Source organism: Lentzea aerocolonigenes (genome assembly GCF_000955955.1).
Taxonomy (GTDB): Bacteria; Actinomycetota; Actinomycetes; order Mycobacteriales; family Pseudonocardiaceae; genus Lentzea; species Lentzea aerocolonigenes_A.
Map to the genome: position 1 here is coordinate 1 of NZ_JYJG01000263.1, position 5891 is coordinate 5891.

Below are 5891 nucleotides of genomic sequence, written 5' to 3' on the forward strand. Positions count from 1 at the left end.
GCCCAGCGCGAAGCCCAGCACCGTGCCGGACACGGTCAGCACGATCGTGGTGCCGACCGCCGTCAGGATCGACTGGGCGGTGAAGTAGCGGGCGAACGTCGGCCAGTCCCAGGCGGGGTTGGTGACCAGGCCGTGGACGAACTGCGCCACGAGCACCAGCACGGCGACGACGCCGACCCACCTCCAGGGGTGGCGGGCGGCGACGACGGGCAAGGCGGCGAGGTCCGCCGATCTGTCCTTTGTGGAGGCAGGCGTGAGGGTGCCAGAAGACATGGCGGGTCCTTGTCGAACGGCGTGAGGTGGGCTGCGAGGTCAGCCGGTACAGGCGGTGCTGCAGACACGCCCGTGGTCGATGTGCCTGCGGGAGGACAGGAACAGAGCGAAGTCGGCCATTCCTGCCCTCCCTTCCCTGCGCTCCGATGAGAGCACTTGCAGAACACGGCTCACGTTAAGGAGCGCACGATCGTCCGGGCAAGGACGTCCACGTGCTGAACAACCGTCGGACACCGAGGGAGTTTCGTGCTTGCGCGGATGCCGGTCGTGCTGTCACGATCTTCCGCATGTCGACTCGAAAGGGCGTGCGCGCCCTCGCGCTGTGAGCGCACCGGGCGGGCTCGAGACCCGCTCTCTCCTTCAGCTCCGCGATGAATGGCTGAGCCATGCGCTGAGCACCGCACCCGCTGATCGTCCGGCGGCCGAGGAGGCCGTGGCGCGGCTCTACGCGTCCATCGGCAGGCCACCACCGGAGTTCGTCTGGGTGCGGTCACCCGCGGAAGCCGCGAAACTGTTACCCGCCAAGGAAGTCATCTGCTTCGAGGACGACTGGATGGTCGTCGGGGCAGAGCTCGCCGCACAGCTCTCGAACCTCGTCCAGCGGATGTGTGAGCGCACCGACTGGCAGGGCGCTCCGAGCCGCATCCGCAGGGAACTGCGGCGCACACCCACGTGCCTTGCGAAGCTGGTGAGATCGATGATGCACGACGCGTCCACCGGTGTCGGCTGTTCGACCTGTGGGAGACCCAGGTCCGGTCGACCGGCTGGTGGTGGGCCGGCGAAGACGTCTGCGTCATGGCAGAACGTCCAACAGCCGTGTACGTCGACGAGAATTCGTTGCCGCACAATGACGATGGGCCTGCGCTGGAGTTCGCGGACGGCAGCTGCGCCCATGCGTGGCACGGCAACCCGACAACGCCGGTCTCCTCCGCACGCGCCGCCGCTACGGCCTGAGCGTGCCCCCCTCGTTCCAGCACCCGGTCGAGGCCGCCGCCTGGACCTACGGGCCGGAACCGCAGCAGTACTCCCAACTCCTTCGACGCACCTGAACACACCATGAACCTCGCTGAACTCGTCGACCGCGATCGTCATCCCGTTCTCGATGATCACCGAACCAGACCAGAACAGCACCCGATGGGTACCGGTGGAGGGAATCCACCTCATCACCGGTGGGGACGGCCGCAACCCGCACGTCGTCGTCGCCGATCCAGGCACCTGCAGGTGGTCGCCCTTGCTGCACCCCGAACACGGCGACACCGGTATCGCGCCTGGTCAGTAGCTCGTGCGGCGGCAGCGGCATGCGTTCGGGCTGGTCGCGGACTGAAATGTTTGCCTTGACGTGCGCGTCAAGGTTTAGCGTTCGTGCCATGAGGATCGGCGAACTGGCCAAGCGAGCCGGCACCACCACGCGGGCGCTGCGCTTCTACGAGTCCCAGGGGCTCCTGGAGGCGCAGCGCACGTCCAACGGCTACCGCGAGTACTCCGAGCACGACCTGCGGCTGGTTCGCGAGATCCAGTCGCTGCAGGCGGTCGGGCTGAGCCTGGAGGACGCGCGACCGTTCGTGGCGTGCTTGAGAGCGGGCCACGAGTCCGGCGACTCGTGTCCTGACTCGCGGGAGGTCTACCGGCGCAAGCTCGCCGAGGTGGACGCGTGCCTGGAGCGACTCCAGGGCGTCCGGGAGTTCCTCGAAGCCAGACTCGCCTTCCAAGATCCGTGCCTCGTGCCCGAACCCAAGGAGTTCCTGTGCAGCTGACCGACGCCACGTTCGCGGACCAGACGCGGACCGGCACCGTGCTCGTCGAGTTCTGGGCGCAGTGGTGCGGGCCGTGCCACATGCTCTCGCCCATCCTCGACCAGATCGACAGCGAGCGTGACGACCTCACCGTCTACAAGATCAACGCGGACGAGAACACCGCCACCGCGCGCGACTACCAGGTGATGTCGTTGCCGACGATGTTGCTGTTCCGCGACGGCGTGCCGATCAGGCAGATCGTGGGAGCGCGCCCCAAGTCGCGGTTGCTTGCTGAATTGGATGACGCGCTGAGCGCGTGAGCCGCCTATCTTGAGGCCATGCTCGGTCTCGAACTCGTGGTGGTGCTCGGGGTGTGCATCCTGGCGAGCAGCGTCGCGTCAGGACGGTTGCGCCTCGCCGCCCCCGTTTTGCTGGTCGTTTGTGGTGCTGTGCTCGGCTTCGTGCCGGCCCTGGAGTCGGTCAGCCTCCCGCCAGAGGCGATGCTGCTGATCTTCCTGCCGGCGTTGCTGTACTGGGAGAGCCTCAACACCTCGCTGCGCGAAATCCGCAGCAACCTCCGCCCGATCGTGCTGCTCAGCACGCTGCTCGTGCTCGCGACGGCCGCGGCGGTGGCGGCGGTCGCCCACGCGCTGGGCCTCGACTGGGGCCCGGCGTGGGTGCTCGGCGCGGCCCTCGCGCCCACCGACGCGACCGCCGTCTCCGCCATCGCCCGCGGCATGCCGCGCCGGACGACGACCATCCTGCGCGCGGAGTCGCTGATCAACGACGGCACGGCCCTCGTGATCTACGCGATCGCCGTGGCGATCACGACCGGTGAGCAGCGGTTCAGCACCGGCATGGTCGGGCTGCAACTGCTGCTGTCGTACGCGGGCGGCGCGGCGGCCGGGCTGGCGATCGCGTGGCTGGTGGTGCAGGTGCGCAGGCGGCTCGACAACCCGATCCACGAGACCGTGGTCAGCATCCTCACGCCGTTCTCCGCGTTCCTGGTGGCCGAACTGGTGCACGGGTCCGGTGTGATCGCGGTGGTGACGTGCGGGTTGGCTTTGGCACGCGTCGGGCCGCGCATCGTGCGCGCCGACACCCGGCAGGTCAGCTCGGCGTTCTGGGGCATTGCGACGTTCGCGCTCAACGGCGCGCTGTTCGTCCTGATCGGACTCCAGGCGCACAGCGCGGTCCGCAACCTGGACAGCTCCCAGGTCCTGAAGTCCTTTGGTGCCATCGGGCTCGTGGCGTTGGCCGTCGCGGGCACTCGGTTGTTGTGGGGCTACACGACTCCGTACATCATCCGCGCGATCGACCGCCGTCCTCAGCAACGTCTTCGCCGCGTCGGTGCGCGGCAACGTCTCGTGTCGTCGGCGGCGGGGTTCCGCGGCGCCGTGTCGTTGGCAGCGGCTCTGGCGGTTCCGGAGACCGTCGTCGGCGGCGCGCCCTTCCCGTTCCGCGAGGAGATCATCCTCATCACGTCCGGCGTGGTCGTGCTGACGCTGGTCGTGCAGTCGCTGATGCTGCCGTCGATCATCCGGTTCTCCCGCCTGCCCGAGGACACCGCGGTCGACGAGGAGCTGAAGCTCGCCCAGTCGACGGCCTCCGAGGAGGCCTACGAGGCGTTGCCGCGCCTGGCCGACAAGGTGGGTGTGAGCGACGTCGTCTACAAGCGGGTGCTCGCCGAGTACGAGCACCACCTGGAGGTTCGGCGCGCCAAGGAAGCCGGCGACGAGGAGGTGGCGCAGTCCGAGGTCGAGTACGCGGCGTTGCGGCTGGAGCTGATCGCGCACAAGCGGGCCACGGTGGTGCGGCTGCGCGACGAGGCGGCGATCGACGACATCGTGCTGCGGGCGGTGCAACGGCGGCTCGACATCGAGGAGGTCCGGCTCTCGCGGCGGGAGATCGAGGAGGACTGACAGCCAGGGCCGGTCTCATGATCACACCACGGGAGCGCGTGCTGCGCCGGATCGCTGACCACCTCGCTGCTTCGCGCCCCGGTCACCCGCTGCGGGTCGCCATCGACGGGATCACGGCGTCCGGCAAGACGACTCTCGCCCGCGAGCTGACGGCTGCCCTGGTCGAACGTGGACGTGCGGCCGCGCACCTGTCGATGGACGGCTTCCACAACCCGAGGGCGGTCAGGCACCGGCAAGGCCGCGACAGCGCGGACGGGTACTACACCGACGCCTACGACTTCGCGGCGTTCAAGCGGCTGGTACTGGAGCCGCTCGGGCCCGGCGGGGACCGGAAGTACCGCGAGCGGATCATCGACCTGCGCTCGGACACGCCGATCGACGAGCCGCCGCTCCTCGCGGCCGAGGACCTGGTGCTGGTCGTGGACGGCAGCTTCCTGCAGAGGGAGCTGACGTGGGACGAGGTGGTCTTCGTCGACACGCCGTTCGAGGTGGCGCGGGACCGCGGGACGCGCCGGGACGCGGAGCTGCTCGGCGGGCTCGATCAGGCTCGCCGGGCCTTCGACCAGCGGTATCACGCTGCCAGCCGCCGGTACCTCGACGAGGTGGGGCCGGCGGATCGGGCCTCCGTGGTGCTCGGCAACGAGGACGTCACGAACCCGGTGCTGCGGCGGATCCCCGGCGTCGGCGTGTGACCAACGGGCTTCTGCCCGGGGTCAGAGGCTGTGTGCGACGGGGTGAAGCGGTTGGTACAGGGGCAGTTCGGCCCCGCTCGGCATCCGCACCGCGGTGAGTCGTCCCCACCGTTCCTCGGTCACCTGCCGGGTGGTTTCGACGCCGGCCGCGGCGAGGTCGGCCAGGACCGCGTCCAGGTCGTCGCACATCAGGTAGAACTCGTGTTGCGGCGGCCCGTCGGTCGGGTGCACGGCGACCTCGGCAGGTGGCAGCTTGAAGATCAGCCAGCCGTGCCCGGCGTCCACGTGGGGGAACCCGAGGACGTCGGCGATGAAGGCCCGGTCCGCCTCGGCGTCCTGGCTGTAGAGGATCACGTGCGCGCCGCTGAACATGGCCAACCATGCCTCGCGAAGCCGTTGCCGCGCAACCGCTAGCCGTCCTGAGGCGCCAAGGCGGCGGCAAAGCGCGTCGCGACCGTCGCCACCGCGGCACGCAGTTCGTCTCCGCCCTCGACGCGGAAGGCGAACGGCACGGCCGCCAACCACTCCTGCGCGTACATCGCCGGGTTGCTGGTGCTGCCGATGAGCACGCACCCGTCCCCCGCTGGGTGAAGCCGTCCCATTGGCGGCCGGATCCACGGTGCCACTTCGGTCAGCGGCGCGTCGAACACCACGCGGGTGGGGAACTCCCAGCCCGTGCCCAGGTGCTCCTCCAGCGCCGCGATCGGGTCGAGGTCGTCCGGTGGCTCGAACTCGTGCTCGGTCTGCCCGGCCGTGCGAATCCGGTCGACCCGATAGGTGCGGATCGCGTCTGCCCGATGGGAATGGCACAACAAGTACCAGCGTCCGTGGCGGACCACGACGGCCCACGGGTCCACTTCGGACTTCCACGCGTCGCCGCGCTCGCTCTGGTACCCGATCAGCACCCGATGTCTGGCCGCGACGGCGGCGACGAGTGCGCTGGTGATGGCGGGATCCGGGTGGGCCGAGTGCCGGTCCGGCGCGGCTTTGGCGTGCTCACGCAGGACGGCCGCCTGCCTCCCGACGTTCTCGGGCAGCGCCTGGATGACCTTGCCGAGGGCCGCGCCGACCGGGTCGTCTGCTTCGTTCGCCGCCGGCTGGCCGTCGAGCACCGCCATGACCAGGCCCAACGCCTCGGCCTGGGTGAACACGATCGGCGGCAGCCGCGTGCCGCGCCGGAGCCGGTACCCACCGTGCGGACCCCGGCTCGACTCGACCTGGATGCCTGCCTCGCGGAGGATCCCGATGTAGCGGCGGGCGGGGCGTTCCGT

10 protein-coding genes and 1 pseudogene are annotated in these 5891 nt (G+C 69.6%); 7 read left to right on the forward strand and 4 right to left on the reverse strand.

The genetic code is table 11. The features are described from left to right. Both UK23_RS30835 and UK23_RS55115 read right to left on the reverse strand, forming a co-directional pair. Window positions 1-273 (reverse strand): annotated as a pseudogene (locus UK23_RS30835) (amino acid ABC transporter permease); the annotation flags it as partial. Between the two features lie 444 nt (window positions 274-717). Then, window positions 718-891: a hypothetical protein gene (locus UK23_RS55115; RefSeq protein ID WP_196777953.1), complete on the reverse strand. Its 174-nt coding sequence runs from the start codon at window positions 889-891 to the stop codon at window positions 718-720. A 177-nt stretch (window positions 892-1068) separates the two neighbouring features. Here UK23_RS55115 and UK23_RS55120 point away from each other — a divergent pair, with 177 nt between their 5' ends. The 7 genes from UK23_RS55120 (at window position 1069) to UK23_RS30865 (ending at window position 4620) form a co-directional block, all read left to right on the forward strand. Beyond that, on the forward strand, window positions 1069-1227 hold the full coding sequence (locus tag UK23_RS55120) for a DUF6745 domain-containing protein (protein WP_419503908.1): 159 nt from the start codon (window positions 1069-1071) through the stop codon (window positions 1225-1227). Beyond that, entirely contained in the window at window positions 1170-1322 is a 153-nt protein-coding gene (locus UK23_RS52000) for a hypothetical protein (RefSeq protein ID WP_156213490.1), read from the forward strand. The genes UK23_RS55120 and UK23_RS52000 overlap by 58 nt, the downstream gene beginning before the upstream one ends. Before the next feature lie 53 nt (window positions 1323-1375). After that, window positions 1376-1552, forward strand: coding sequence for a hypothetical protein (locus tag UK23_RS52005; RefSeq protein ID WP_156213491.1), 177 nt, complete (start codon window positions 1376-1378; stop codon window positions 1550-1552). A gap of 88 nt (window positions 1553-1640) precedes the next feature. Further along, entirely contained in the window at window positions 1641-2027 is a 387-nt protein-coding gene (locus tag UK23_RS30850; RefSeq protein WP_045315208.1) for a MerR family transcriptional regulator, read from the forward strand. Then, window positions 2018-2326: a thioredoxin gene (trxA, locus tag UK23_RS30855; protein ID WP_045315209.1), complete on the forward strand. Its 309-nt coding sequence runs from the start codon at window positions 2018-2020 to the stop codon at window positions 2324-2326. Before UK23_RS30850 ends, trxA begins: the two co-directional genes overlap by 10 nt. Window positions 2327-2344: 18 nt before the next feature. Next, window positions 2345-3928, forward strand: coding sequence for a Na+/H+ antiporter (locus UK23_RS30860; protein ID WP_045315210.1), 1584 nt, complete (start codon window positions 2345-2347; stop codon window positions 3926-3928). 17 nt (window positions 3929-3945) lie between these two features. Continuing rightward, window positions 3946-4620: a hypothetical protein gene (locus UK23_RS30865; RefSeq protein ID WP_045315211.1), complete on the forward strand. Its 675-nt coding sequence runs from the start codon at window positions 3946-3948 to the stop codon at window positions 4618-4620. Between the two features lie 21 nt (window positions 4621-4641). Here the strand turns inward: UK23_RS30865 and UK23_RS30870 are convergent, their stop codons facing one another. Together UK23_RS30870 and UK23_RS30875 are read right to left on the reverse strand one after the other, a co-directional pair. Next, window positions 4642-4992 (reverse strand): VOC family protein, encoded by a 351-nt coding sequence (locus tag UK23_RS30870; protein WP_045315212.1) that lies wholly within the window; start codon window positions 4990-4992, stop codon window positions 4642-4644. Between the two features lie 38 nt (window positions 4993-5030). Beyond that, window positions 5031-5891 (reverse strand): helix-turn-helix transcriptional regulator (locus tag UK23_RS30875; protein WP_045315213.1); only part of this gene is annotated, 861 nt, incomplete at its 5' end.

Excerpts from the sequence above, each read along its gene's own strand:
- UK23_RS55120 (WP_419503908.1), top strand. The coding sequence starts at position 1,069 with ATGGCAGAACGTCCAACAGCCGTGTACGTCGACGAGAATTCGTTGCCG.
- UK23_RS52005 (WP_156213491.1), top strand. The coding sequence starts at position 1,376 with ATGATCACCGAACCAGACCAGAACAGCACCCGATGGGTACCGGTGGAG.
- UK23_RS30850 (WP_045315208.1), top strand. The coding sequence starts at position 1,641 with ATGAGGATCGGCGAACTGGCCAAGCGAGCCGGCACCACCACGCGGGCG.
- UK23_RS30860 (WP_045315210.1), top strand. The coding sequence starts at position 2,345 with ATGCTCGGTCTCGAACTCGTGGTGGTGCTCGGGGTGTGCATCCTGGCG.
- UK23_RS30865 (WP_045315211.1), top strand. The coding sequence starts at position 3,946 with ATGATCACACCACGGGAGCGCGTGCTGCGCCGGATCGCTGACCACCTC.
- UK23_RS30870 (WP_045315212.1), bottom strand. The coding sequence starts at position 4,992 with ATGTTCAGCGGCGCGCACGTGATCCTCTACAGCCAGGACGCCGAGGCG.